The 24,737-nt window shown below is 66.8% G+C and carries 20 protein-coding genes and 2 pseudogenes; 13 read left to right on the forward strand and 9 right to left on the reverse strand.

Going from position 1 to position 24,737, the window contains the following annotated elements:
• Positions 1-800 (forward strand): annotated as a pseudogene (gene pdxS / locus CDN38_RS04230) (pyridoxal 5'-phosphate synthase lyase subunit PdxS); the annotation flags it as partial.
• Between the two features lie 42 nt (positions 801-842).
• Here pdxS and CDN38_RS04235 read toward each other — a convergent pair.
• A pseudogene (locus CDN38_RS04235) lies at positions 843-1,340 on the reverse strand (PE family protein); the annotation flags it as partial.
• 524 nt (positions 1,341-1,864) lie between these two features.
• Here CDN38_RS04235 and CDN38_RS04245 point away from each other — a divergent pair.
• Positions 1,865-2,836: a sterol desaturase family protein gene (locus CDN38_RS04245; protein WP_142361239.1), complete on the forward strand. Its 972-nt coding sequence runs from the start codon at positions 1,865-1,867 to the stop codon at positions 2,834-2,836.
• Positions 2,837-2,846: 10 nt separating this feature from the next.
• Here the strand turns inward: CDN38_RS04245 and CDN38_RS04250 are convergent, their stop codons facing one another.
• The 7 genes from CDN38_RS04250 to mqo form a co-directional block, all read right to left on the reverse strand.
• Complete coding sequence (locus tag CDN38_RS04250; RefSeq protein WP_075513773.1) at positions 2,847-4,439, reverse strand: MFS transporter; 1,593 nt, start codon at positions 4,437-4,439, stop codon at positions 2,847-2,849.
• 22 nt (positions 4,440-4,461) lie between these two features.
• Entirely contained in the window at positions 4,462-5,688 is a 1,227-nt protein-coding gene (gene cobA / locus CDN38_RS04255; RefSeq protein ID WP_075513772.1) for a uroporphyrinogen-III C-methyltransferase, read from the reverse strand.
• A 123-nt stretch (positions 5,689-5,811) separates the two neighbouring features.
• The gene (locus CDN38_RS04260) at positions 5,812-7,188 is read right to left on the reverse strand and encodes a cobyrinic acid a,c-diamide synthase CobB (RefSeq protein ID WP_099318793.1); all 1,377 of its coding nucleotides are present in this window, start codon (positions 7,186-7,188) and stop codon (positions 5,812-5,814) included.
• A gap of 4 nt (positions 7,189-7,192) precedes the next feature.
• Positions 7,193-7,816: a cob(I)yrinic acid a,c-diamide adenosyltransferase gene (gene cobO / locus CDN38_RS04265; protein WP_075513770.1), complete on the reverse strand. Its 624-nt coding sequence runs from the start codon at positions 7,814-7,816 to the stop codon at positions 7,193-7,195.
• Between the two features lie 21 nt (positions 7,817-7,837).
• Complete coding sequence (locus CDN38_RS04270) at positions 7,838-9,691, reverse strand: magnesium chelatase subunit D family protein (RefSeq protein WP_099318794.1); 1,854 nt, start codon at positions 9,689-9,691, stop codon at positions 7,838-7,840.
• A complete protein-coding gene (locus CDN38_RS04275; RefSeq protein ID WP_075513768.1) occupies positions 9,688-10,158 on the reverse strand; it encodes a GNAT family N-acetyltransferase in 471 nt (156 codons plus the stop codon). The genes CDN38_RS04270 and CDN38_RS04275 overlap by 4 nt, the downstream gene beginning before the upstream one ends.
• Positions 10,155-11,639, reverse strand: coding sequence for a malate dehydrogenase (quinone) (gene mqo, locus CDN38_RS04280; RefSeq protein WP_099318795.1), 1,485 nt, complete (start codon positions 11,637-11,639; stop codon positions 10,155-10,157). The genes CDN38_RS04275 and mqo overlap by 4 nt, the downstream gene beginning before the upstream one ends.
• A gap of 222 nt (positions 11,640-11,861) precedes the next feature.
• On the opposite strand from mqo, the gene CDN38_RS04285 reads away from it, so the two are divergent.
• From CDN38_RS04285 to mtr, 3 genes are read left to right on the forward strand one after another with little or no spacing between them, the layout of a single operon-like run.
• On the forward strand, positions 11,862-13,706 hold the full coding sequence (locus tag CDN38_RS04285) for a PE family protein (RefSeq protein ID WP_099318796.1): 1,845 nt from the start codon (positions 11,862-11,864) through the stop codon (positions 13,704-13,706).
• A gap of 36 nt (positions 13,707-13,742) precedes the next feature.
• A complete protein-coding gene (locus tag CDN38_RS04290; RefSeq protein WP_099318797.1) occupies positions 13,743-14,759 on the forward strand; it encodes an alpha/beta hydrolase in 1,017 nt (338 codons plus the stop codon).
• 8 nt (positions 14,760-14,767) lie between these two features.
• A complete protein-coding gene (mtr, locus tag CDN38_RS04295; RefSeq protein ID WP_099318798.1) occupies positions 14,768-16,147 on the forward strand; it encodes a mycothione reductase in 1,380 nt (459 codons plus the stop codon).
• A gap of 14 nt (positions 16,148-16,161) precedes the next feature.
• Here mtr and CDN38_RS04300 read toward each other — a convergent pair whose 3' ends face one another.
• The gene (locus CDN38_RS04300) at positions 16,162-16,683 is read right to left on the reverse strand and encodes a Fur family transcriptional regulator (protein ID WP_099318799.1); all 522 of its coding nucleotides are present in this window, start codon (positions 16,681-16,683) and stop codon (positions 16,162-16,164) included.
• Between the two features lie 499 nt (positions 16,684-17,182).
• Here CDN38_RS04300 and CDN38_RS30370 point away from each other — a divergent pair, with 499 nt between their 5' ends.
• The 8 genes from CDN38_RS30370 to CDN38_RS04340 all read left to right on the forward strand — a co-directional run bounded on the left by CDN38_RS30370 (position 17,183) and on the right by CDN38_RS04340 (position 24,729).
• Positions 17,183-17,524, forward strand: coding sequence for a WhiB family transcriptional regulator (locus CDN38_RS30370; RefSeq protein ID WP_075513789.1), 342 nt, complete (start codon positions 17,183-17,185; stop codon positions 17,522-17,524).
• A 119-nt stretch (positions 17,525-17,643) separates the two neighbouring features.
• Positions 17,644-18,780 (forward strand): Nickel transporter NicT, encoded by a 1,137-nt coding sequence (gene nicT / locus CDN38_RS04310; RefSeq protein ID WP_099318800.1) that lies wholly within the window; start codon positions 17,644-17,646, stop codon positions 18,778-18,780.
• A 98-nt stretch (positions 18,781-18,878) separates the two neighbouring features.
• A complete protein-coding gene (locus CDN38_RS04315) occupies positions 18,879-19,214 on the forward strand; it encodes a hydrogenase maturation nickel metallochaperone HypA (protein WP_075513762.1) in 336 nt (111 codons plus the stop codon).
• Positions 19,215-19,226: 12 nt separating this feature from the next.
• Positions 19,227-19,985 (forward strand): hydrogenase nickel incorporation protein HypB, encoded by a 759-nt coding sequence (gene hypB / locus CDN38_RS04320; protein ID WP_075513761.1) that lies wholly within the window; start codon positions 19,227-19,229, stop codon positions 19,983-19,985.
• 259 nt (positions 19,986-20,244) lie between these two features.
• Positions 20,245-21,300 carry an NADH-quinone oxidoreductase subunit B family protein gene (locus CDN38_RS04325; RefSeq protein WP_099318801.1) on the forward strand — a complete coding sequence of 352 codons (1,056 nt, stop codon included), beginning with the start codon at positions 20,245-20,247 and terminating at the stop codon, positions 21,298-21,300.
• Between the two features lie 41 nt (positions 21,301-21,341).
• Entirely contained in the window at positions 21,342-23,141 is a 1,800-nt protein-coding gene (locus tag CDN38_RS04330; RefSeq protein ID WP_075513759.1) for a nickel-dependent hydrogenase large subunit, read from the forward strand.
• A gap of 83 nt (positions 23,142-23,224) precedes the next feature.
• Positions 23,225-24,106, forward strand: coding sequence for a NifU family protein (locus tag CDN38_RS04335; protein ID WP_075513758.1), 882 nt, complete (start codon positions 23,225-23,227; stop codon positions 24,104-24,106).
• Positions 24,103-24,729: a DUF5947 family protein gene (locus CDN38_RS04340; protein WP_075513757.1), complete on the forward strand. Its 627-nt coding sequence runs from the start codon at positions 24,103-24,105 to the stop codon at positions 24,727-24,729. The genes CDN38_RS04335 and CDN38_RS04340 overlap by 4 nt, the downstream gene beginning before the upstream one ends.
• Positions 24,730-24,737: the final 8 nt, after the last annotated feature.

Consider the following 24,737-nt stretch of genomic DNA (forward strand, 5'->3'; position numbering starts at 1 on the left):
CACGGGTCAAGCGTGGTATGGCCGAGATGCTCAAGGGCGGCGTGATCATGGACGTTGTCACCGCGGAGCAGGCCCGCATCGCCGAAGGTGCCGGTGCGGTCGCGGTGATGGCGCTGGAACGGGTGCCCGCCGACATCCGCGCCCACGGCGGGGTGTCGCGGATGAGCGATCCGGAGATGATCGACGGCATCATCTCCGCGGTCACCATCCCGGTGATGGCCAAGGTACGCATCGGTCATTTCGTGGAGGCGCAGATCCTGCAGAGCCTGGGTGTGGACTACATCGACGAGTCGGAGGTGCTGACTCCGGCCGACTACACCCATCACATCGACAAGTGGAAGTTCACCGTGCCGTTCGTGTGCGGGGCGACCAACCTCGGTGAAGCGCTGCGCCGGATCAATGAGGGCGCGGCCATGATCCGCTCCAAAGGGGAGGCCGGCACCGGCGATGTCTCCAATGCCACCACCCACATGCGGGCCATCAGCGGCGAGATCCGCCGGCTGACGTCGCTGTCGGACGACGAATTGTATGTGGCGGCAAAGGAATTGCAGGCGCCCTACGAGCTTGTGGTGGAGGTGGCCCGCTCCGGCAAGCTGCCGGTGACGCTGTTTACCGCCGGGGGGATCGCCACCCCGGCCGATGCGGCGATGATGATGCAGCTCGGCGCCGAAGGCGTCTTCGTCGGCTCGGGCATCTTCAAGTCCGGCGCCCCCGAGCACCGGGCCGCCGCGATCGTCAAGGCCACCACCTTCTACGACGACCCCGACGTGCTGGCCAAGGTGTCGCGCGGGCTGGGCGAAACGCCAAAGAAATTTTTTTTTTTTAGATGTGTATAAGAGACAGCCCCCAACTCCACCACTGCCCCATAACCCCGCGTCCCCACCTCGGCCGCCGGGCTGGCCCGCCATACCAGTCCCACCGGCACCGCCGTTGCCCCACAACAATCCGCCAGCCCCGCCCGGCTGCCCCGGCGCCCCAGCGGTGCCGTCACCAATCAACGGCCGCCCCAACAGCGTCTCGGTAGGCCCATTGATCACGGTGAGTAAAGCTTGCTGAGCATTGGCGGCCTCGGCGGCGACATACGAGAGCCCGCCAGCGCTCAAAGCCTGCACAAACTGGTCATGAAAACTTGTCGCCTGGGCGCTCAGCGCCTGATATTGCTGGGCATGCGCGCCGAATAGCGCCGCGACGGCCGCTGACACCTCGTCGGCGCCGGCCGCCAATATTCCCAGGGTCTGGCCAGCCGCCGCCGCGTTGGCGGCGGTGATCGCCCCACCGATACCCGACAGGTCCGAAGCCGCCGCCGCCAGCGCCTCTGGCGCCGCAATCAAAAACGACATCACAGGCCACCTCGGCATCCTGGTCAACAGACCCGCCGCCACGCGCACGGTAAGACCAGTCATTGTATTGAGATCCAGATCACACTGGAAGGTTTCCTCCCAACCGATCGCCCACTTTGTCCGCGGCAACCCCGGCGCGGTGGAGACGGAAGTTCCGCTGACTGAAAGATTCAGTCATTCCTCAGCTGCAAGAGATACTTTGTCGCGCATGCACACGGCGCTGACCAGGGCGGAACCCGCGTATCGGGACGCGCCCGTGGTGGCGGCTCTGGGAATCTTGTACTCGGCCGAATTGATCGGGCTCGTTGGCGCCGCAGCTTTCGTCGCCACAGGCGGGCACGAGCGCCTTGACCGCGGCACGACGGTGCTTGCGATCGTGCTCGTCGCGGCTGCGGCCGTGGCCGGCTGGCACGCGATCCGCCTGCTGCAGGGTGCGCGAGTATTGAAGGTGACCGGTCTGACGCTTCAGTCGGCGACTCTGATCACCGCGATAGCGGTCGCCACCGTACGACCCGATCCTCGGAGTGCCCGCTGTCGTCGTGTCGGCCGGCGTCCTGGTCGGGTGGGGCAGGCTGGCCAGGCTCGGACGGCCAGTAGCCATAGCCGACCGCCCGGCCGTCGTCGCGAGCACCGCCACTTCCGCGTCGATCGGGCCGGCTGCGGCTCGTGGGTCAGGCGGGATTAGTCCCGGCGGCATTGCTTTGATGCTGGTCACCTCGACGCTGGTGCTGGTCGCACTGAGCGTGCGCAGCGAAATGGCGGTCAAACTGGTGGTTTTGGCACTGATCTTCATCCCGCTCGAGCAGATGTTGGCGCTTCGCCCGCTCCACGTGCTGCGCCGGGGATGGCGCACCGATGTGGTGCACTATCTGGTCAATGGGGCCGCGCGCAAGGTCGGTCTCGTCGGCGCGGTGGCGGTGGCCGGCACCGCGCTGCAGGCCCTGGTACCGGCAGCGTTTCGCGGCAACGTTGCCGCGACTCCGGGCTGGGTGCAAATCGTTGCGGCCCTTGCGATTACCGCAGTGGGCGGCTATGCGGGGCATCGCGCCATGCACGAGGTTCCGGTGCTGTGGCGATTCCATCGCGTGCACCACAGTGTCCGCGAGATGGACTGGCTCGCCGCCGGACACATGCATCCCCTCGACCAGATAGCCATCCGCTCGGCCGCGGTGGTGCCGTTGTATGCGCTCGGCTTGGGTCGTGTCAGCCTGGGCGCGATCGTCATCCTGATGACATTGCAGGACATCTTTATCCACGCCAACCTACGACTGACGTGCGGGCCACTGCGATGGCTGATCGCCACCCCGCAATTCCACCACTGGCACCACGCACGCCAGCCCCAGGCGTACAACTCGAACTACGCTGCGGAATTCCCCATCGTCGATGCCCTGTTCGGCACGCTGTACCTACCCGTCGACCGCTGGCCCGCCGAGTACGGCATCGACGATGACCAGCCCGACGGCTATCTGCGCCAGCTTGTCTGGCCGTTGCGCTGACGCCGGCGAGTCAGAGTTCTCCGGCGTCGATGGCTTCCTTGACCTCTTGCGCGTGGGCGACCTGCGCCGGGGTGTAGCCGATCAACACCGCAGCCCCGCCGACGATGACGGCCGCTCCGGCGATCCACAGCAGGCCATAGGTGTAGCCATGGTCAAGCGCGGCCAGCTGTGCGTCGTTCATGAACTTCACCGGGCCGGTGGTACCACCGAGGTACAGCGTGCGCGACGTGATCACGGCCTGGACGACAGCCAACACCAGCGGCCCGCCCAGGCTCTGCAGCATGAGCGTCATCGCCGACACCGGGCCGATCTGGTCGAAACCCACGCCGGCGATCGCCGACAGGGTCAGCGGTACGACCGCCATGCCGATACCGACCCCACCCACGACGATGGGCACTACCAGGTTGGGGAAGTACGCCACGCCACGGTGCATGAACAACCAGCCGTACAGCATGGCCAGAACTAGCAGGTATCCCCCGGCGATCGTCAGCACCCGGGGCGAAAACCGCGACACCAACTGCGAGGAAATGCCCAGGCCGATACCCATCGCGATGACGAACGGGATGAAGCCGACACCGGCGCGCAGCGCGCTGTAGCCCAGGATGTCCTGCACGTACAGGGCGATGCACACCGTCAGCGTGAACATGACACCGCCGGCCAGGAAGATCGCAATAAAGGTGACCAGCCGGTTGCGGTCGCGGAACAGGTGGAACGGCACGACGGGATTTTCGGCGGTGCGCTCCACCACGATGAACGCGAGGGCGGCAGCCAGGGCCACCGCACCCGAACCGATGGTGGTCACCGAGATCCAGCCTTTTTCCGGCCCCATCGAGAAGGCGAAGACGGCAGCGGTGCAGGCCAGCGTAGCCAGCATGGCGCCGGCCGCGTCGAGCTTCATCCGCTCACGGTTAGTTTCCCGCAGTGCGGTGCGCGCCAGGTAGATCATCACCAGGCCGATCGGCACATTCACCAGGAACGCCAGCCGCCACGAAACCTCGGTCAGCGCTCCGCCGACCACCAAGCCCATCACCGAACCGATCGCCGTCATCGCCGCGAACACCGCCGTGGCCGCGTTACGTGCCGGTCCCTTCGGGAACGTGGTCGCCACCAGCGCCAATCCGGTCGGTGAGGCGATGGCCGACCCCACACCCTGTGACAGTCGCGCGATGACCATGGTGGCCTCGTCCCAGGCGACCGCGCACAGCACCGAGGAGATGGTGAACAGCGCGACGCCGACGATGAAGGTCCGCTTGCGCCCGATGGTGTCGCCGAGGCGCCCACCAAGCAGCATCAGCCCGCCGAACGTCAACACGTAGGCGGTGATCACCCAGCTACGGCCGGCGTCGGAGAGGCTGAGCTCGTTCTGGATCTTAGGAAGCGCGACGATGGCGACGGTGCTGTCCATGGTCGCCAAGAGCTGCATCCCGCCGATGGCGATGACCGCGGCGATGAAGCGACGGGAGGGCAGCCACGCCGGGTAGTACCTGCTGACGCGTTGTAAAGCGGTCTCCGCCAAGGGCGCCGGGCGAGCCGACGCCGGACGCTCCTGCCGTCCAGACGTCCAATTGTGGGCAGCCCGCTCTGTGTCGTTGAGAGCCGTCATAACGGGTTACCTTACAGTAATCTTAAGAATTGTTTAAACCCCGAACGCCACCGAGGCCTGCAACAGCCCCGATCACAACGATCGCGGGAGGTCGGATCCCCTCCGCGCGGACCTTCTCCGGCGTGTCGGCAAGGGTTGTCCGCAACGTGTGCTGAGCCGGCGTTGTTCCGCGCTGAACCACCAGCACCGGCGTTTCCGCAGGTCGGCCGCCTTTTAGTAGAGCTTCGACGAAAAGTTCGATGCGTTCCACGGCCATCAGCAAAACAATGGTGCCCGACAATGCTGCCAACGCATTCCAATTCACTAACGATTCGGGGTGACCGGGCGGGAGATGGCCGCTGACCACCACAAACTCGTGATTTGTGGCCCGGTGAGTTACTGGAACGCCCGCCGAAGCTGGTACTGCTATGGCACTTGTCACACCTGGCACCACGGTCACCGGAATACCGGCTTCGGCGCATGCCAGTACCTCTTCATAGCCCCGGGCGAACACGAACGGGTCACCGCCTTTAAGGCGGACCACGAATTTGCCGGATTTGGCCTGTTCGATCATGGCGGCGTGGATTGCGTCCTGGGCCATGGCCCGGCCGTACGGGATCTTGGCGGCATCGATGACGTCAACATGCGGCGGGAGCTCGGCGAGCAGCTCAGGCGGTGCCAGACGGTCGGCAATCACGACATCGGCCTGGGCAAGCAGGCGCCTGCCACGGACAGTGATCAGTTCGGGATCGCCCGGACCGCCACCGACCAGCGCTACCCCACCGCGGACCACGTCGGAGCATTCGGGGCTTTCCATGGTGATGACGCCCCGCTGTAAGGCCTCGCGGATCGCCGACCGGATGGCAGCCGAACGGCGGTGTTCGCCGCCGGCCAGCACGCCCACCGACAGCCCTGCATAGCTGAATGTCGCTGGGGTTACTGCCGTTCCTTCGACCGCGATGTCGGCCCGAACGCAGAAGATCTGGCGGCGATCGGCCTCGGCAACGACGGCCGCGTTGACCTCCGCGTCGTCGGTGGCCGCGATCGCGTACCAGGCCTCTTCGAGGTCGCCGTCGCGGTATTCGCGCAGCGACAACGCGATGCCTTCCATCACCTCGACGGCGCGGGTGGCGCTACGGGAGATCACGTGCACGTTTGCGCCGCTCGAGATGAGCAGGGGTAGACGGCGTTGGGCGACACTGCCCCCGCCGACCACGACCACCTTCTTGCCGGCCAGTCGCAATCCGACGAGGTAAGGGCTCTCGGTCACCCGCCAAGCTTAGTGGTGATCGCCAGCTCGGCGGAGCCGGGCGCAGCGGATCTTGCCGAGCCGCGAATGTAACGTCACGGCGAATCTCGGCCGGATTCGTCGCCCTGGCGTTACGCTGGCGGGCTAATCCATCCTCGCCGCGGCATGTGCGACGAAGCGAGCTACCGCTTCCGGCGTCGCAGCCGGATGCGTATGCAGGTAGGACGCATGCACACCGCGATGCACGACGCCGTCTCGCACGGCGCGGTCATCATGCCCGAGCCCCCGATACACCCACGCCGGCTGGTAGCTGTCGGTGAACGTGACGGTGGTGCGGTGGAATTCGTGCCCGGCGACCCGCCGGCCGACCGAATACAGCGGTGACTCGGCGACCGCGACGGCGTCGCGGTATCCCAGTGTGAGGTGCTGGGTAAAGCGTGCCGAGCCGGCCAGCACGCCGCACATCGGGTATCCGTCCAGTTCGGATACCAGATAAATCAGCCCGGCGCATTCGGCATGCACCGGGGCGCCCGCAACCGTCAAGTGTTGGAGCTGGCCGCGGACCAGCTCATTGGCGGAGAGCTCCGCCGCGAATTGCTCCGGGAATCCGCCCGGCAACAGCACGGCTTTCGTCCCTTCCGGCAGTGCCTGATTGAGCGGGTCGAATTCGACGACATTGGCCCCCACGGCCCGCAACAGCTCGGCATGTTCGGCGTAGGCGAAGCTGAAGGCCTTGCCCGCCGCCATCGCGACGGTCGGGTGACCGCCCGTTGGCCCGCCGACGGCCGTCACCGGGTCCCACGGCGGCGCGCCGACGCGGCTTGCGGCGGCCGCGACCATGGCGGTCAGATCGACATGCCGAGCGACCAATCCGGTCATCGCCTCGACTGCCAGCCGGGCCCGGCGACCGTACTCGACGGCGGTGACGAGACCCAGATACCTTGTCGGAAGCTCCAATTCAGCGGCTCGGGGGATGGCGCCCAACACGGGGACACCGGCCTGCTCGCACGCCTGTCGCAGCACATGCTCATGCCTGGCGGTCCCGACCCGGTTGAGGATGACGCCGGCAATCCGGGTTGCTGAGTCGAAGGTGGTGAAGCCGTGCAACAGTGCGGCAATGCTGTGGCTCTGACCCCGCGCGTCGACAACCAGGACCACCGGCGCCCCCAGCAAGCCTGCGACGTGTGCGGTGGACCCCGCCGCGGGGCCGCTCATCGCTTCACCGATGCGCCCGTCGAACAGGCCCATCACACCTTCGACCACAGCGATGTCGGCGCCGACGGTGCCGTGCCCGTAGAGCGGGCCGATGAGCTGCTCTCCCACCAATACCGGGTCCAGGTTGCGGCCCACCCACCCTGAGGCGAGGGTGTGGTAGCCGGAGTCGACGAAGTCGGGACCGACCTTGAAGGGCGCGACGCGGTGACCGGCTCGGCGCAAAGCTCCCATCAAACCCGTTGCGACGGTGGTCTTTCCGCTGCCTGACGCGGGTGCGGCGATGACCAGGGCCGGTGTCGAGGTCACGGCCTCACCACTCGATGCCCTGCTGGCCCTTACGGCCCACGTCCATCGGGTGTTTGACCTTGGTCATCTCGGTCACCAAATCGGCCGCCTCGATCAATCGGGGCGGTGCGTCACGTCCGGTGATCACGACATGTTGGTGGCCGGGCCGTGCCAGCAACACCTCCACCACGTCGTCGACGTCGACCCAACCCCACTTCAGCGGGTAGGTGAACTCGTCCAGCACGTAGAACTGGTGGCGTTGCGCCGCCAGCCGCCGCGCGATCTCGGCCCAACCGTCCGCCGCCGCGGCGGCGTGATCGACGTCGCTGGCGGCCTTGCGTGATTTGCGGGTCCACGACCAGCCCGCGCCCATCTTGTGCCATTCGACGGCTCCGCCGATCCCTTGTTCGTCGTGCAGCCGACCGAGCTGACGAAACGCCGCTTCTTCGCCGACCTTCCATTTGGCACTCTTGACGAACTGGAATACCGCAACGTCGAGCCCGACGTTCCATGCGCGCAGCGCCATTCCGAAGGCGGCCGTTGATTTTCCCTTGCCGTCACCGGTATGCACCGCCAGCACCGGCAGGTTGCGCCGGGCCCTGGTGGTCAGACCGTCATCGGGGATGTAAGTCGGATTTCCCTGTGGCATAAGTGATTACTCTTCACCGACTCAAGCCGCGTTGCGGACGGCCCGCGTCAAGTGGTCGGCGTGCAGCTGCTCGAGCCGCACGGCCGGCGCACCCAGCTGACGGGCCAGCTGCCCGGCCAATCCGAGCCGAACGTATGAAGTTTCACAGTCTACGACTACGGCGGCCACGCCTTCAGCGGCCAGTCGGGCCGCGGCAATTCGACTGCGGCCCAACGGGTCCGGCCCGGAGGTGGCGCGTCCGTCGGTAAGCACCACCACCAGGGCGCGGCGAGCGAGGTCACGCGCCTTCTCCCGGACGACCAGCTCGCGCGCGGCCAACAGACCTTCCGCAAGCGGTGTTTTGCCACCGGTGTCGAAGCGGGCGAGCCGCCGGCCGGCAATGTGCGCCGACGACGTGGGCGGCAGCAACAACCCGGCCTCGTGCTGACGAAACGTGATCACCGCGACCTTGTCGCGCCGCTGGTAGGCGTCGCGCAGCAGCGACATGGTGGCGCCGCTGACCGCGGCCATGCGATCGCGGGCGGCCATCGATCCCGAGGCGTCGACGACGAAGATCACCAGGTTGCCCTCGCGTCCCTCGCGGACCGCTCGTCGTACGTCGTCCGGCCGCAGCCGCAGCGGCCCTACCCCCGACGCATGCTCTGCGGCCGACAACACGGTGGCGAACAGATGCAATCCATGGCCGCCGGCGTCGCCGCCGTCGACGGCCGCGACCACACTGCCTGATGCGTTGCGGGCCCGCGACCGTCGTCCGGGCGCGCCCTCGCCGACACCGGGAACAGTCAGCGCGCGGGTACGGAAGATTTTCGACGGTGGCCCGCTGGGCTTCGGCGGCTTTGGCGCTGCGTGCGAATTCGGTTGGGACGCGGAGTTGTTGGTGGACTGACCACCGGCGGGCGGGTCAGGCTCGGGTTCGGGGTCGGGGTCGGAACCGGCTTCCCCGCTCGCCGCTGGTGCCCCCAGCGCCAGTGCCTCGTCCAGCTGGTCTCGGTCGAGACCGTGATCGTCGAAGGGGTCTCGACGGCGCCGATGCGGCAATGCCAGTTCGGCGGCTACCCGGATGTCTTGTTCCTCGACGGTGCCCGCGCCACGCCAGGCGGCATGGGCGGCTGCCGTTCGGGCGACCACCAGATCGGCCCGCATGCCGTCGACATCGAAGGCCGCGCATAACGCGGCGATGCGCCGTAACTCGTTGTCCGGCAATACAACCTTGTCGACGAGAGCGCGTGCCGCGGCGATCTGGCGGGCCAGCTCGGCGTCCGCTTCGACGTAGCGTTCGGCGAACGCGTCGGGATCGGCCTCGTATGCCATCCGCTGCCGGATCACCTCCACGCGCACGTCGACGTCTCGCGATGCCTGCACGTCGACGGTGAGGCCGAACCGGTCCAGCAGCTGCGGACGAAGTTCGCCCTCTTCGGGATTCATGGTGCCGATCAGCACGAAACGGGACTCATGCGAATGCGATATGCCGTCGCGTTCGACATGTACCCGTCCCATCGCGGCGGCGTCGAGCAATATGTCGACCAGATGGTCATGCAGCAGGTTGACTTCGTCGACGTAGAGCACTCCGCCGTGAGCACGGGCCAGCAGGCCCGGTGAAAACGCGTGCTCACCGTCACGCAGGACCCGCTGCAAATCCAGCGAACCCACCACACGGTCCTCGGTGGCCCCCAACGGCATCTCGACCAACGCCGCGCCGGCGCCCCCGGTCGCCGCCGACAGCAGCGCCGCGAGCCCGCGCACGGCCGTCGATTTCGCGGTACCCTTCTCGCCGCGGACCAGCACCCCGCCGATCTCCGGGCGAACAGCGCACAGCAGCAACGCAAGACGCATGTGGTCGTGTCCGACGATCGCACTGAACGGATACGGTTTCACGAGTGGGCCGCCGGACCGGATGCGGGCCGAAGCATCGGCACATGCGGGATACCGTCGTCGATGAAATCGTCACCGTCGCGGACAAATCCGTGCTGAGCGTACATGTCGGCCAGATAGACCTGGGCGTCGATCCGGCACGGGTAGTCGCCCACCTCGGCCAGCGCGGCACGCAGCAGCCGGGTGGTATGTCCCTGACCGCGGGCATCCCGCCGGGTGCACAGCCGGCCGATACGGAATGTCTTCTCACCTCCGGCGTGCTCCTCCATCAACCGCAGGGTACAGATCACCTCGCCGTCAGGTGTTTCCAGCCAAAAGTGCCGGGTCTCGGAAAGCAGGTCGCGGCCGTCAAGTTCCGGATACGGGCAGGCCTGTTCGACCACGAAGACTTCCACCCGCAGCTTGAGCAATTCGTAAAGGGTTGGCGCGTCAAGGTCTTTGGCCCACACGCGGCGCAGCGCTTCTGTCATGGGCTGTCCAGTTGCAGCACTTTGGTGGTCCAGGACCGCACTTCGTCATACAGTGCGGGCTCTTCGGAGAGGTTGGTTCCCAGCGACGGCACCATCTCTTTGAGGGCGGGCAGCCACGACTGATACCGGTGGCCAAAGCAGCGCTGCAGAACCTCGAACATGATGGGCACCGCCGTCGAGGCGCCCGGCGAACCTCCCAGCAGCCCGGCGATGCTCCCGTCGGCGGCACCGACGAGTGTGGTGTTGAACTCCACCACCCCACCTTTTCGCTTGTCGCGCCGGATCACCTGCACCCGCTGACCGGCCACGGTCAGCTCCCAGTCGGAATCCTTTGCGCTGGGGGCAAATTCACGCAGCACATCGATGCGATCCGGTGCCGAGAGGCGCAGCTGGCCGATCAAATAGTTCAGCAAGGTCAGTTCGGTCGCGCCGACGCCGAGCAGCGACAGCAGATTGTCGCGCCGGATCGACCGGGGCAGATCGCTGAAGTGGCCGTGTTTCAAGAACTTTGGCGACCAGCCCGGGTACGGCCCGAACACCAGCCAGGGCTTACCGTTGACGAACCTCAGGTCGAGGTGCAGTGCCCCCAGAGGCGGCGCGCCCGGCGACGGAAATCCGTAGACCTTGGCCCGGTGCGCGGCGGTGAGCGCCGGGTTGTCGCTGCGCAGGAACCGGCCTCCGATGGGAAAACCGGCAAAGCCCTTGATCTCCTTGATGCCGGACTTCTGTAACAACAGCAGCACGTCCCCACCGGCCCCGACGAAGACGAATCTAGCGTTCAGCGTATGCTTTTGGCCGCTGCGGCGGTTGCTGACGGTCAATGTCCAACTGCCGTCGGGCTGGCGACGAAGATCACGGACCTCGTGGCCGAACAGCGCGGTGGCGCCGTTGCGTACGCAGTAGCCGATGAGCTGGCGCGACAATGCACCGAAGTCGACGTCGGTGCCGTCCGGAGCCCAGTTGAGCGCGACCGGCTCGGAGAAGTCACGTTTTGCGGCCATCAAGGGCAGCCGGCCGGCGAACTCGTCGGGGTCGTCGATCAGTTGGGTGCCGGAGAACAATGGGTTGCCGGCCAGCGCGTCGTGGCGGCGCCGCAGGTAATCCACGCGGTCGGCGCCGTGCACGAAACTCACGTGCGGGACGGGATTGAGAAAGCCGCGTACGTCGGTCAACATGCCGTTTTCCGCGGCGTAGGCCCAGAACTGCCGGGTGACCTGGAATTGCTCGTTGATCAGGACCGCTTTGGTGACGTCGATCGTGCCGCCGGGACCTGCTGGGGTGTAGTTCATTTCGCACAGCCCCGCATGGCCGGTGCCGGCATTGTTCCACGGACTGCTGCTCTCGGCGCCAACGGCATCGAGCCGTTCGATCACGGTGATCGACAAGTCGGGCTCCAGTCGCTTGAGCAGCGCTGCCAGCGTCGCGCTCATGATGCCCGCGCCCACCAGCACGACATCAGCGGTCCTGGTTAGCTCCGACACCCTGGCCCTTCCTCCGGCTGTACTGGTTTCCAAGGTTATCCCGACCGAACTGGGGCTTACCTTGCGCCAAGACCCGACGATCCCGGTAGCGGAGTTGGATAGCACAGACAATTGCTTGAAAGCGCCCAAAGCATTTTGCCGATCTCACTAAAATCTGTCCTGGCCATTCGTGGCCTGATGGGCGAGCAATTGATCGTAAGCCTCGCTGGCGGAAGGTGCCCTATGTCGTTTCTCATCGCAATACCGGACACGCTCGACGCGGCGGCCAGGGATTTCGCGCGGATTGGTTCGGCGATCAACGCGGCCAACGCCGCCGCGGCGGCCCCGACCACAGGTCTGTTAGCCGCGGCCGAGGATGAGGTGTCGATGGCCGTCGCGGCCCTGTTCGGCGCGCATGGCCAGGGATATCAGACCGTCAGCGCCCAAGTGACGGCGTTTCACGCACGGTTTGCGCAAGCATTGACCGCGTCCGGCGGCTCGTATGCCAGAGCCGAAGCCGCCAACGCGTCGCCCATGCAGGCTGTGCTGGACCTGATCAACGCTCCCACTCAGGCGGTGCTAGGGCGCCCGCTGATCGGCAATGGCGCCAACGGGTCGGCACCAGGTGAGGCCGGCGCGCCGGGGGGCTTACTGTTCGGCACCGGCGGGAACGGTGCGCCCGGTGGGCCCGGCCAAGCGGGTGGCGCCGGGGGCAACGCGGGGCTGATCGGCAATGGCGGCGCAGGCGGACCCGGGGGGACGGGCGCGGCCGGCGGTAACGGCGGTGCCGGCGGGCTGCTGTTGGGTAACGGCGGGGCCGGCGGGCAAGGCGGCTCAGGCATCGGGGGCGTCAACGGCGGCAATGGCGGACCAGGCGGTCACGGCGGCAACGCCATCCTGTTCGGAGGCGGCGGCGCCGGCGGACAGGGCGGCACCGGCGCCATTGGCACCGATGGCAGCAACCCCACCCCCGTCGGCGCGGCCGCTGCCGGCACCGCCGGTACAAGTTCAACCGTGGGTGGTACTACCAGCGCCACCGGGGGCGCTGGGGGAACTGGCAGCGACGGCGGCGTCGCAATGACCGGCGGGAAGGGGGGCGCCGGCGGCAACGCAACCGCTCAGGGTAGCGGTAACGCCACTGGCGGCGACGGCGGCAACGGTGGCAACGGCGGCAACGGCGGCAATGGCGGGGCCGGTGGGTTCGCTACCACGACGAGCGGTAGTACCGCCGCCGGTGGTGCTGGTGGTGACGGTGGTGACGCGCAGGCATCCGGCGGTGCTGGTGGTAACGGCGCGTCCGGCGGGAACGCCAATGCGGTCATCACCGCCCTCGCAGGCCACGGCGGCAACGGCGGGAACGGGCAGGACAGTAACGTGTCCGGCGGCGCCGGAGGGGCTGGAGGTGCCGGCGGTGACGGCGGGCGTGGCGGGCTGCTGGTCGGCAATGGCGGCAGCGGTGGCCTCGGGGGTACCGGCGGCACCGGCGGCGACGGCGCGTCGGCGGGTGCCGGCGGACTCGGCGGCGTTGGCGGTAACGCCAGCACCACCAGCGGCAGTGCCATCAGGGCCACCGGCGGCGACGGCGGTGCGGGCGGCAATGGCGGCAGCGCGCTCGGCACCGGGGGCACCGGCGGGGCCGGCGGTCTGGGTGGTCGCGGTGGTGCGGCCGGCATATTGCTGGGCGACGGCGGCGCGGGCGGCGTCGGCGGCAACGCCGGTGCCGGCGGTGCGGGCGGTGCTGGCGGTGCGGGCGGCGCTGGTGGCGGCGGGGGTTCCGGTACCGGCAGCAACCCCACGTCTTTTAGTTTCGTCGGCGGCGCCGGCGGTGACGGGGGTCACGGCGGCAATGGTGGGGCCGGCGGTGCCGGCGGTGCCCCGGGCCTCGGCGGCGCGGGCGGGTCTGGGGGCTGGCTGAGCGGCCGCATCGGCGGCACCGGTGCCGGTGGCATGGGTGGTACCGGTGGCCTCGGCGGCGCGGGAGGTGCAGGCGGCGCCCTTGGCGCGGGCGGCTCCGGAACATCCACGGGCGGTCCCCCAGGATCCCCAGGCGTTGCCGGCGCAGATGGCGCGGCTGGCGCGCCCGGCTGACCGACAAGAGCCCTGACCACGCTCTAAGCTGGCCCCGTGACTGGCTGGATGCCCGACGTCCTGCCCGGCTATTGGCAGCACCCGATCCGGCTGGGACCGGACCCCGACGGCGAGGGCGACGTCGTCGCGACCCTGATCCGCCGCGGAGATCCCGTCCAGACCGATCATGCCGTCCTGGCGGTGCACGGCTATACCGACTACTTCTTCCACACCGAACTGGCCGATCATTTCGCGCGCCGCGGGTTCGCCTTCTATGCACTGGACCTCCGCAAGTGCGGCCGCTCCCGGCAGGACGGCCAGACCCCGCACTTCACCACCGATCTGGCCCACTATGACGCCGAACTGGAGCACGCTCTGCGGGTCATCGGCGAGCAAACAAGGGCGGCGCGGGTTCTGGTGTACGGCCATTCCGCCGGCGGGCTCGTCGTCTCGCTGTGGCTGGACCGGTTGCGCCGGCGCAGCACGACAGCGCACGCCGCCGTCGGCGGCCTGGTGCTCAACAGCCCCTTCCTGGATCTGCACGGGCCGGCGATCCTGCGTTCGGGCCTCACCGCGGCCGCGGTCGCCGCGATCTCGCGGATGCGACCCAAGAGGGTGGTCCGGGCACCGCGTGAGGGCGGATACGGCTCCACCCTGCACCGAGACTATGACGGCGAGTTCGACTACAACCTGCAGTGGAAACCCGTGGGCGGCTTCCCGATCACCTTCGGCTGGGTGCATGCCACGCGTCGCGGACAGGCGCGGTTACATCGCGGGCTCGACGTCGGCGTGCCCAACCTGATCCTTCGGTCTGATCACACCGTGCGCGAAAACGCCGACCCGGCAGCCCTGCAACGCGGCGACGCGGTGCTCGACGTCACCCGTATCGCCCGTTGGGCGGGTTGTATCGGCAACCGCAGCACCATCATTCCGGTGCCGGACGCCAAGCACGACGTGTTCTTGTCGCTGCCCGAGCCGCGCCGGATAGCCTATCGCCACCTGGACAACTGGTTGAACCACTACCTCAGCACACTGGATGACACCGGCGCCTCGGCATCGTCGGGGAAGGGGTGAGCGCCTCCATGGAAACCTACGACCTGGCGATCATCGGAACCGGTTCGGGCAACAGCATTCTCGACGACCGCTATGCGCACAAACGGGTGGCGATCTGCGAACAGGGCACCTTCGGCGGCACCTGCCTCAACGTCGGGTGCCTGCCGACCAAGATGTTCGTCTACGCCGCCGACGTGGCCAAAACCATCCAGGGTGCCAGCCGGTACGGCGTCGACGCGCATATCGACGGGGTGCGCTGGGACGATATCGTCTCCCGGGTCTTCGGGCGCATCGATCCGATCGCGATGGGCGGTGAGCAGTATCGGCGCTCGGCCCGCAACATCGACGTCTACCCCGCCCATACCCGGTTCGGGGGTGTCCAGGCCGACGGGCGCTATCTGTTGCGCACCGACGGTGGTGACGAGTTCACCGCCGATCAGGTGGTGATCGCGGCCGGCTCGCGGCCAGTGATTCCGCCGGCGATCCTGGCCTGCCGCGTCAGGTACCACACCAGCGACACCGTCATGCGGATCGCCGAGTTGCCCAAGCATCTGGTGATCGTCGGAAGTGGTTTCGTGGCAGCCGAATTCGCCCACGTCTTCTCGGCGTTCGGGGTTCGCGTGACGTTGGTGATCCGGGGCGGCTGCATGCTGCGGCATTGCGACGACACGCTGTGCGAACGGTTTACCCGCATCGCATCGACCAAATGGGAACTGCGCACTCACCGCAATGTCGTGGCTGGGGAAAACGGCGCAACCGGCCTGTCGCTCACGCTCGACGACGGGTCCACCATCGACGCGGACCTGCTGCTGGTGGCGACCGGCCGGAGGTCCAACGCCGACCTGCTCGACGCCGACCGGGCCGGCGTCGACGTGGCCGACGACCGGATCGCGGTCGACGAATACCAAAGAACTTCCGCACGTAACGTTTTCGCACTCGGTGACGTCTCGTCGCCGTATCAGCTCAAGCACGTCGCCAACCACGAAGCCCGCGTCGTGCAGCACAACCTGCTCTGCGACTGGGACGATACCGCGTCGATGGCCGTCACCGACCATCGCTACGTACCGGCGGCGGTGTTCACCGATCCCCAGCTGGCCGCCGTGGGATTAACCGAAAACGAAGCCGTGGCAAGAGGTTTCGACGTTTGCGTCGCAATACAAGACTACGGCGACGTCGGTTATGGCTGGGCGATGGAAGACACCACCGGATTCCTCAAGCTCATCGCCGAACGCGGCAGCGGGCGCCTGCTGGGCGCACACATCATGGGCCACCAGGCGTCGTCGATCATCCAGCCGCTGATCCAGGCGATGAGCTTCGGACTCACCGCAGCCGAGATGGCCCGCGGTCAGTACTGGATTCACCCGGCACTGCCCGAGGTCGTCGAAAACGCGCTGCTGAGCCTGCGCTGACGTCAGCGCCGGCGCTACGCGGGATCGCGTCGACGGGGAGGGCGCGGATCGGTGGCGTCGCCGAGATCCTGCACGCTGTCCTGACACGCCGGGCACAGGCCGCGCAGCGTCAGACCGGCACGTTCCGACAGCGCGAACGAGCTGCCCGCCATCGCATGCTCGAGTGCCGAGCTCAGCTGCCGCGCGGGCACTTCGATGATCGCCCCACACTGGGTGCACACCGCATGATGGTGCGGCGCGGTGGCCAGCCCGTAAGTGGTTACCCCCCCATCGAGGGTCAACGCATGCAACACTCCCTGGTCGACCAGGGTGGTCACGGTGCGGTAGACGGTGGCCAGGTCGGGCGGCTGGGTATCGGCGGACAGGCAGGCGGTCAACCGCTGATAAATCTCGGCCACCGACAGATGGCCGTTGACCGGTTCGAGGACCGCCAGCACCTGAATCCGCGAGGGCATCCGCCGCAGGCCGCGGGCACGCAAGAGTTCGCCGATCCGCTCGATGACGGCCGGGTCCAGGCCCGACGGCTTTGACGCCACCTGTTCAGTGTCGCGCCGGACGGCCAGGTTCGCCAGTATCCCGTCCGGCTCGGGGTGGCGAGAAGTCAGCTGTTTGCGACGCGGCCCGTGCGCCGGGCGGACCTGCCGCCGACGCCGACGCCGACGCTGACTGCCGGGCGCCGGCAATCTCGGCGGGGCCGCGCACCCGGGCCCCGCGGGGCGGATCCGGTGCGGGTACCGCCAGGACGATGGTCACAGCCACAAGGGATTTGAAGCCTCTCGGGTGGTGACAAAGGGCCCTAGGCGCTACCTGACGCCCATGCGTACTGTCGCGACAGACGCCTGTTTGACACCGCTCTATCTCCGGACCAGCGGGGATGAGCATCACAGGGGGTTGAGCCGCCGGCGAATCTGGCGCAGGCACGCACTTGGCCGCGAGCAAAACAGGCCGTTCGAAAAGTTCATCTGTCAACACCGGCCGCAGCCTTGGGGGAATCTCGTGCCAAAATTCCGGAATTACGCCGCCCATACCGGCGCCATTACTGCAGTTGACCGCCTTCCCTACGGCTCGGACGCCGAGGCCCGCGCCGCGTGGGTGTCCAAAGCCCGGTGCCGCAACGTCGACCCAGAAGAATTGTTCGTACGCGGCGCCGCCCAGCGGGAAGCGGCGACGATCTGCCGGAACTGCCCGGTCATTCTCGAGTGCGCCGCCGATGCTCTCGACAACCGCGTCGAGTACGGGATCTGGGGCGGGCTGACGGAGCGCCAGCGTCGTGCCCTTCTCAAGCGGCACCCCGAGGTGAAGTCCTGGGCGGCCGTCATCACCGCACGGCGCAACCACCGCGCCGCAGCACCTGGGACCGGCGCCGCCAGCGCGTAGCACGCAACGCGGTGTTCACCGGCAACAACCCCCGGCGCTTCTGCAAGTGACTTGCAATAACGTGTGACGCAACCTACAGTCGTGCCTGTTGCGTTCCGCCCGCCGCTGCAAGGACCAACATGGCCCGTAGAGAACTCGACCGGCGCCCGTCACATCCCTCACAGTTGACAGGTTTCTCCCGGGTGCTCGGCGTACTGGCACCAGCGGAGTGGTGGCGCCTGGGATCGATGTCGGCCGTCATCGTCGCACTGCACCTGGTCGGCTGGATCACCCTCATCGCTTTGGTGGAGCCCGCGCAACTCGCCGTGGGCGGCAAGGCATTTGGCATCGGCATCGGCTTGACCGCATACACGCTCGGCATGCGGCACGCCTTCGATGCCGACCACATCGCCGCCATCGACAACACCACCCGCAAGCTGATGAACGACGGGCAGCGGCCACTGGCCGCCGGATTCTTCTTCGCACTGGGCCACTCCACCGTCGTCTTCGCTTTGGCGGTACTACTGGCGACCGGAGTCAAAGCCATCGTCGGACCGGTTCAACAAGACTCCTCTTCGTTGCACCACTACACCGGCCTCATCGGCACCGGCGTCTCCGGAGTGTTCCTGTATCTGATCGCCGTGCTCAACGTCATTGTTCTGGCGGGCATCCTGCGGGTGTTCGCCCGGTTGCGTCGTGGCGAGTACAACGAAGCCGAACTGGAGCAACAGCTGGATAACCGAGGACTGATCAACCGATTCCTCGGGCGGTTCACCAAGGCGATTACCAAGTCCTGGCATATGTATCCGGTGGGGTTGCTGTTCGGGCTGGGCTTCGACACCGCCACCGAAATCGCACTGCTGGTCCTGGCGAGCACCAGCGCGGCAGCCGGGTTGCCCTGGTACGCCATCCTGTGCCTGCCGGTGTTGTTCACCGCGGGCATGTGCCTGCTGGATACCATCGACGGTTCGTTCATGAACTTCGCCTACGGCTGGGCATTCTCCAATCCGGTGCGCAAGATCTACTACAACATCACCATCACCGCCCTGTCGGTAGCGGTCGCGTTGTTGATCGGCAGCGTCGAACTGCTGGGCCTGTTCGCCGACGAATTCGGCTGGCGGGGCCCGTTCTGGAGGTGGATCGCCGGATTGGACCTGAACGTGGTCGGCTTCGCGGTCGTCGCCATGTTCGTGGTCACCTGGGCCGTCGCCCTGCTCATCTGGCGCCTCGGTCGCATCGAAGAAAGGTGGGTGCCGGCGGTCGAGCGCGCGGCCTGACGTCCGGGTGTGCGCTGACGAACGATGGCCCCGTTGGTTGTCGACGGTGTAGAACAGGCTCATGGGCTCGTCCACCCGCAGGCACGCGGGGCACGGTCATGCATGAGCTCGCGCTGTGCGAGGCGATCGCCGGCGTGGTCAAGACACATGCCGACGGACGCCACGTCGACGTCGTCCGGGTGCGGGTGGGCGCGCTTCGGCAGGTGGTCCCGGAGTCGCTGTCGTTTTGCTGGACGCTGGTCCGCGACTCGGCGGACATGCCGGACGCCGAGCTGGAACTGGAATGCGTCACCGCCGAGGTGCGCTGCCGTGCCTGTGGCCGGCAATCGGAAATCACGTCGGCCTGGTCGATCTGGTGCCCGCACTGCGACAGTCCCGACGTCGAGGTGTTACGCGGCAACGAATTCCTGGTGACGTCGCTCGATGTCTCGTGAAAGGTGTTGATAATGGGTAGGTTTCACCGCCACGACGACGGGACTGTGCACATCCACGAGCACGAGCACGGGGATCACACCGGTTACCAGACCGGCGCTGCGCGCATCGACGTCCTCGAAGACATCTTCGCCGAGAACGACGCGCGCGCCGCTATCAACCGGGCGGCATTCGACGGCAACGGCATCCGCGCACTCAACCTGATGAGTTCACCCGGATCGGGAAAGACCACCGTGCTGCAGGCCACGCTCGACGAGCTCGCCGGCGAGTTCGCGATCGGGATCATCGAGGGCGACATCGCCACCGACCTCGATGCCGCCAAACTCAGCGGCCGCGGTGCCCAGGTGTCACTGCTGAACACCAGCAACGGTTTTGGCGGCGAATGCCATCTGGACGCGCCCATGGTCAACCGCGCCCTGCCGGGTCTGGAGTTGCCCGGCCTGGACCTGGTGATCATCGAAAACGTCGGCAACCTAGTCTGCCCGGCCGAATTCGACGTCGGCGAGCACGCGAAGGCCATGGTCTATTCCGTCACCGAAGGCGAGGACAAACCGCTCAAGTATCCGGTGATGTTTCGCTCGGTGGATGTGGTGCTGCTCAACAAGATTGACCTGGTGCCCTATCTGGACGCCGATGTGCAGGCCTACATCGCCCATATCCGCCAGGTGAACACCACCGCGGCGATCTTGCCGGTCAGTGCGCGCACCGGTGCGGGTATGGCCGCCTGGTTCGATTGGCTACGGCGGTTCGCCCGCGGTGTGCCCCCTGGATAACGCGTTGACGAGTCGTCAACTGCAAACTATTCGCAATGATCAGGCACATAGCCAGATTGCGAATTCCGTTCTGGCACTGACGGTAAAGAACAAAGACAGGCTATGCAACAGCCGTCGGCCGAAGCCGTCAGGTTGCCACCTGCGAACCATTGACAAGGCACAACGACACGGAGTAGACCCAAAAATAGCGCTGCGCAAGTGGGCCGACGGTCGACTCCGGCGGCGTTAGGGGTTTCAGCTCGCCCCGGAAAGCTGCACTATGCCAACAGAAGCAGCAGTCAAAGCAGAAGAAACGTTGATCCACCTGCTGTGGATCAACGCAGGTCTTAGCTGTGACGGCGATTCGGTGGCGTTGACTGCCGCCACCCAGCCCAGCGTCGAGGAGATCGCCCTCGGAGCCCTTCCCGGCCTTCCCAAGGTCGCCGTCCACTGGCCGTTGATCGATTTCGAATGCGGACCCACCGGCGGGGCCGACGACTTCCTGGCCTGGTTCTTCAAAGCCGATCGCGGCGAGTTGGAGCCCTTCGTGCTGGTCGTCGAAGGATCGATACCTAACGAAAAGATCAAGGACGAGGGCTATTGGTGCGGGTTCGGCAACGACCCGGCCACCGGCCAGCCGATGACCACCAGCGAGTGGCTCGACCGGCTGGCACCCAAGGCCACCGCGGTCGTCGCCGTCGGCACCTGCGCCACCTATGGCGGCATCCACGCGATGGCCGGCAACCCCACCGGCGCGATGGGTGTTCCCGACTACCTCGGCTGGGACTGGAAGAGCAAGGCCGGTATCCCGATCGTCTGCGTGCCCGGCTGCCCGATCCATCCGGATAACCTCGCCGAGACGTTGACCTATCTGCTCTACATGGCCACCGGCCAGGCAGCGATGATTCCCCTCGACGACGCGCTGCGGCCCAAGTGGCTGTTTGGCCAAACCGTGCACGAGGGCTGCGACCGGGCCGGCTACTACGAGCAGGGCGACTTCGCCACCGAATACGGCTCGCCGAAATGCATTGTGAAACTGGGCTGTTGGGGTCCGGTTGTGAAGTGCAATGTGCCCAAGCGCGGCTGGATCAACGGTGTCGGCGGTTGCCCGAACGTCGGCGGCATCTGCATCGGCTGCACCATGCCGGGCTTCCCGGACAAGTTCATGCCGTTCATGGACGAGCCACCGGGCGGCAAGGTATCCACCACCGCGTCGGGCCTCTACGGGACCGTGATTCGCAACCTGCGGCACATCACCGAGCGCACCGTCGACAAGGAACCACGCTGGCGCCACAAGGGCACCCAACTCACCACTGGAGCGCGCCGCACCTGGTAGGTGGCGGCCGCCGCATTCTCAGCTCACCCGGAGAGACTTCGATGACCACTATCGTCCCCGAGCCGACCACCGCCAAGCGCGAACCCGGCCAGCTCGTCGAAATGTCCTGGGATCCGATCACCCGGATCGTGGGCAGCCTCGGCATCTACACCAAAATCGACTTCGAGAACAAAGAAGTCGTCGAATGCCACAGCACCTCGTCGATTTTCCGCGGCTACTCGATCTTCATGAAGGGCAAGGATCCTCGCGACGCCCACTTCATCACCAGCCGCATCTGCGGCATCTGCGGTGACAACCACTGCACCTGCTCCTGCTACACCCAGAACATGGCCTACGGGGTCAAGCCGCCGCATCTGGGCGAGTGGCTGATCAACCTCGGCGAGGCCGCCGAATACATGTTCGACCACAACATCTTCCAGGAGAACCTGGTCGGCGTGGACTTCTGCGAGAAGATGGTCGCCGAGACCAATCCCGGGGTGCTGGCCAAGGCGGAGAAGACCGCGGCGCCGCACGCCGACGCGCACGGCTACCAAACCATCGCCGAGATCATGCGCTCGCTCAACCCGTTCAGCGGCGAGTTCTACCGGGAGGCCCTGCAAGTCAGCCGCTGGACCCGAGAGATGTTCTGCCTCATGGAGGGTCGCCACGTACACCCGTCCACGCTGTACCCGGGTGGCATCGGGACCACCGCCACCGTCCAATTGATGACCGACTACATGACCCGGCTGATGCGCTACGTGGAGTTCATGAAGAAGGTCGTGCCGATGCACGACGACCTGTTCGACTTCTTCTACGACGCCCTGCCCGGCTACGAGAAGGTCGGCCTGCGCCGCACGCTGCTGGGCTGCTGGGGTTCTTTCCAGGACCCCGAGGTGTGCAACTTCGAATACAAGGACATGGAGCGTTGGGGTAACGCGATGTTCGTCACCCCGGGCGTGGTGGTCGACGGCAAACTGGTCACCCACTCGCTGGTGGACATCAACCTTGGCATCCGAATCCTTTTGGGCAGTTCGTATTACGACGACTGGACCGGCCAGGAGATGTTCGTCAAGACCGATCCGCTGGGCAACGCCGTGGACCGGCGCCACCCGTGGAACCAGCACACCAACCCGCATCCGCAGAAGCGGGATATGGACGGCGGCAAATACAGCTGGGTGATGTCGCCGCGCTGGTTCGACGGCAAGGACCATCTGGCGCTGGACACCGGCGGCGGCCCGCTGGCCCGGCTGTGGGCCACCGCGCTGGCCGGGCTGGTTGATATCGACTATGTCAAGGCGACCGGCAACAGCGTCAAGATCAACCTGCCCAAGACCGCGCTGAAGGGTCCGGTGGAGCTCGAATGGAAGGTCCCTAAGCACGGCAGCAATACGATCGAACGGGACCGGGCCCGCACCTACTTCCAGGCCTACGCGGCCGCATGCGCATTGCACTTCGCCGATCAGGCGTTGGCGGAAATCCGCGCCGGACGCACCAAGACCTGGGAGCGCTTCGAGGTGCCCGACGAGGCAATCGGCTGCGGCTTCACCGAGGCGGTGCGCGGCGTGCTGAGCCACCACATGGTGATCCGGGACGGCAAGATCGCCAACTATCACCCGTATCCGCCCACCCCGTGGAATGCCAACCCGCGCGACAGCTTTGGCACGCCGGGCCCCTACGAGGACGCGGTGCAGGGTCAGCCGATCTTCGAGGAGAACGACCGGGAGAACTTCAAGGGCATCGACGTGATGCGCACGGTGCGCAGCTTCGACCCGTGCCTGCCCTGCGGCGTCCACATGTACCTGGGGAAGGGCAAGACGCTGGAGAGACTGCACACACCAACGCAGTCACCCATCGAGGCGTGATGATCGCAAGCGCGGCGAAGCCGGGCGCTGGGGGCACCTCCCGCTTGCGGGGGCCGGGTCATCACCATCAAAAGGAGTGATGCATGGCCGATCGCCCGGATACCCCGGAGAATGACACACAATGGCGCACCGCGGGCGATCGAATCCAGACCTTGCTGGATTCCTGCGCGGCGGCCGGGACGGCCGCGCATGAACGCGCCCAACAGCTGGTCCGCGAGGTGGTCGGGCTCTACGGAGCCGGGCTGGAACGGATCATGCAATCGCTGGACGACCCCGGTTTGGCCGAGCGGCTGGCCACCGACGACCTGGTGGCCAGCCTGCTCCTGGTACACGGCCTGCACCCGCACGACGTGCACCGGCGGGTGACCGACGCGTTGGAGCGAGTGCGGCCCTACCTGAGTTCCCACGGTGGCGACGTCGACCTGCTCGAGGTCACCGATACCGTCGTCCGGCTGGCGTTCACCGGGAGCTGCAAGAGTTGCCCGTCGTCGGCGGTGACACTCGAGCTGGCGGTGCAGGACGCCATCCGGGCGGCCGCCCCGGAGATCTGCTCGATCGAACTGGTCACGAACACCAAGCCCGACACCGTCATTGCAGCCGAATCCCTCCTGGCGCGAGTGCATTCCGACGGCCATAACGCCACCTCCTGGCACCCGGTGCCGGAGCTGGACGACCTGGCGCCCGGCGAGGTCGGCGGTTTCCTGGTGGACGGGATGACGTTGCTGGCGTGCCGGGTCGGCGACCAGACGTTCGCCTATCGCGACCACTGTCCGATGTGTGACGACACGCTGGCCGGCGCGGAATTGTCCGACGCGCTGCTGCGCTGCCCGCGCTGTGACACCGGATTCGACGTGGTGCGCGCGGGTGCCGGTGCGAACGGGGCCCACCTGGACCCGTTGCCGCTACTGCGCCGCGACGGCGTGCTCTCGGTGGCACTACCCGAAGCCATGGGAGCTTCGGCATGACAAGTCCCTATGACGTCCTGGCCCGGATCAGGACCAACCCGCGGGCCCCCGAACCGGCCGACGAACGATGTGAGATGTGCTCGGAGCCGATATCCGACGAGCATCAGCATGTGGTGAATGTGGCCGGGCGGCAACTGATGTGCGTCTGCCGCGGCTGCTATCTGCTGTTCACCGACTCCGAAGCCGAGCTGCGCTACCGCGCCGTTCCCGACCGGTATCTGGCGTTCCCCGATTTCGCGCTGGACCGGCGCACCTGGGAGGCCCTGCAGATTCCGGTCGGTGTGGCGTTCTTCTTCACCAACTCCGCGCTGGGCCGCACCGTCGCCTTCTACCCGGGTCCGGCCGGCGCTACCGAATCGCAGCTCGACCTGGACGCCTGGAACGCCCTCGGCGGGGCCGACCCCCGGCTTAGCCTAGTGGCCGACGATGTGGAGGCGCTCTTGGTGCGGGTCCCCGAATCCGGCCCGCCGCAAAGCTTTCTGGTTCCGATCGACGCCTGCTACGAATTCGTCGGCCGGTTGCGGTTGCTGTGGCGCGGCTTCGACGGCGGCCACCAGGCCCGCGAATTCATCAACGGCTTCTTCGCCAAGGTCGCCGCCCAAGCACGGGAGACGCCGCGGTGACTCAGCCG

The sequence above is a fragment of the Mycobacterium ostraviense genome (assembly GCF_002705925.1).
GTDB lineage: Bacteria > Actinomycetota > Actinomycetes > Mycobacteriales > Mycobacteriaceae > Mycobacterium > Mycobacterium ostraviense.